At 60.8% G+C, this 1,537-nt stretch carries 2 protein-coding genes; both read left to right on the forward strand.

Annotated features, from left to right (window positions below; all coding sequences use genetic code 11):
- On the forward strand, nucleotides 1-491 hold a 491-nt coding region (locus tag NW853_RS08070), incomplete at its 5' end, for a hypothetical protein (protein WP_414348755.1).
- Between the two features lie 172 nt (nucleotides 492-663).
- A complete protein-coding gene (locus NW853_RS08075; protein ID WP_414348756.1) occupies nucleotides 664-1,200 on the forward strand; it encodes a hypothetical protein in 537 nt (178 codons plus the stop codon).
- The last annotated feature ends 337 nt before the right edge of the window (nucleotides 1,201-1,537 follow it).

Below are 1,537 nucleotides of genomic sequence, written 5' to 3' on the forward strand. Positions count from 1 at the left end.
ACTATCAGCGGGCCAATCACCATGCTGTGGCAGCAGAGTTGCTCGGCTCTGTGCTGGCGGATCCCAGCGCCCCTGCCCACTTGCAAGAGAAAAGTCTTTACTGGCAGGTGGTGATCCTCTACCGCCAGTACACCGCCTACCCTCCCGACGAGACGGCAGCCATCTATCCGCTGCCGGGCTTTCCCCCAGGGGTGACCGAAGATGCCAGCTTGTTCGACACGCCGCTGCCCGACTACGTGGATCCCAGCGACCCTGGAGATCGCTACTTTCTGGAAGCCAAAGCCTTGCGGGACGGCTATGCCCGCCAGGCGATCTACGCCGGCAATGAGCTGCTGGCCCGCTTCCCGCAGAGCCGCTATGCCGGGGATGTGCTCATGAGTCTGTACGGCCTGACGGGAGATGCCACCTTTCTAGGGCGGCTGCTGGCGCAATTTCCCGACAGCGATCGTGCTCTGGAGGCAGCGCTGGAGCTGGGGCCCGTTGACCACTGAGTCTTCGCCGTACCGCAGCTTCATAGCCTCTTCACAGAGCCTGCATGGAAGGCCAATAGCGGTATTCTAGGACGAGAGCCGTCTTGCGGGATCCGGGAAGGAAAGCTTTATCTCCCCTTTATCTTGCCGGATCTGGGTTAGCCTTGGGTTGAGTTTCCTTGGGCCCTGCCTGATGGATCCCGCCACCTTTTTGGAGCGCTACGGGTTTGAGCTGGAGGGGCAGCCCGGCCAGGTGTGGGTGGAGCGCTGGAGCCAGCGGTTCCCGGCCTCTTGGATCCCGGCAGCTCTGCTGGAAGCCCTCTACCAGGGGCGCTACAAGGCCGCCTCTGTGGAACAGATCCTCCGCCTCTGGCAGCGCCGCGGCGCTCCTCACCTCACCTTTCCCCTAGAAATCAGCCAATCCCTGTGGCGGGAACAGCAGGAGCTGATCCGGTCTTTGGTTGCGGATGCCCTTGCCCGTTCTCCTTTGCCACCCGTAGCCCCGGCGGGATCCCTGTTTTCCAGAGAATCGGCCATATCTCTAAACTTGTTGTTGGATCAGTTGCAGGATCTCCCGCCCAAGCTGCGCCACCTGCTCGTTCATTTGCATCCTGCCCCGCCAACCTCCTCGGCGGCTCGCGCTGGCGGGACGGAGCTTTTGGTAACTTTGGAGCTGCAGCTTGCCGACCCTTCGGATCCTGCCCAGCCATCTCAAGGACAGCCTCGGTGAGTTTGCAATTTTGCCTCAGGGATCCTTGCCATCACCAACTCCGGCGTACTCCCGCCACAGCAGAGCTTGTCGGGATGGGGGATAGGATTGACACTCCCCCGACTTTAGTCGGGGGATTCTTACGCAGTCCATAGACGGACTCGCAAAGGCGCTGTCAAGACGCCCCTAGACGGTTCCTTGGAACCAAGTCTCAAGGTTCCGCTTACTTGCTGACTTACAGCACTGTCCGGGTCTTTCACCGGGGTGGGTGCTTGCTTGGGATTGGTAATCATAGCATTGGCGAGCGACTCAAGTCGCTCAAGGACTACGTCCCGCTAACGCGAACGGGCTTTTCCGC

Origin of the sequence: Synechococcus sp. H55.11, assembly GCF_047462475.1 — a bacterium.
GTDB lineage: Bacteria > Cyanobacteriota > Cyanobacteriia > Thermostichales > Thermostichaceae > Thermostichus.

Bases quoted from the DNA above. Each gene is read 5' to 3' on its own strand.
- NW853_RS08075 (WP_414348756.1), top strand. From the start codon at position 664: ATGGATCCCGCCACCTTTTTGGAGCGCTACGGGTTTGAGCTGGAGGGG.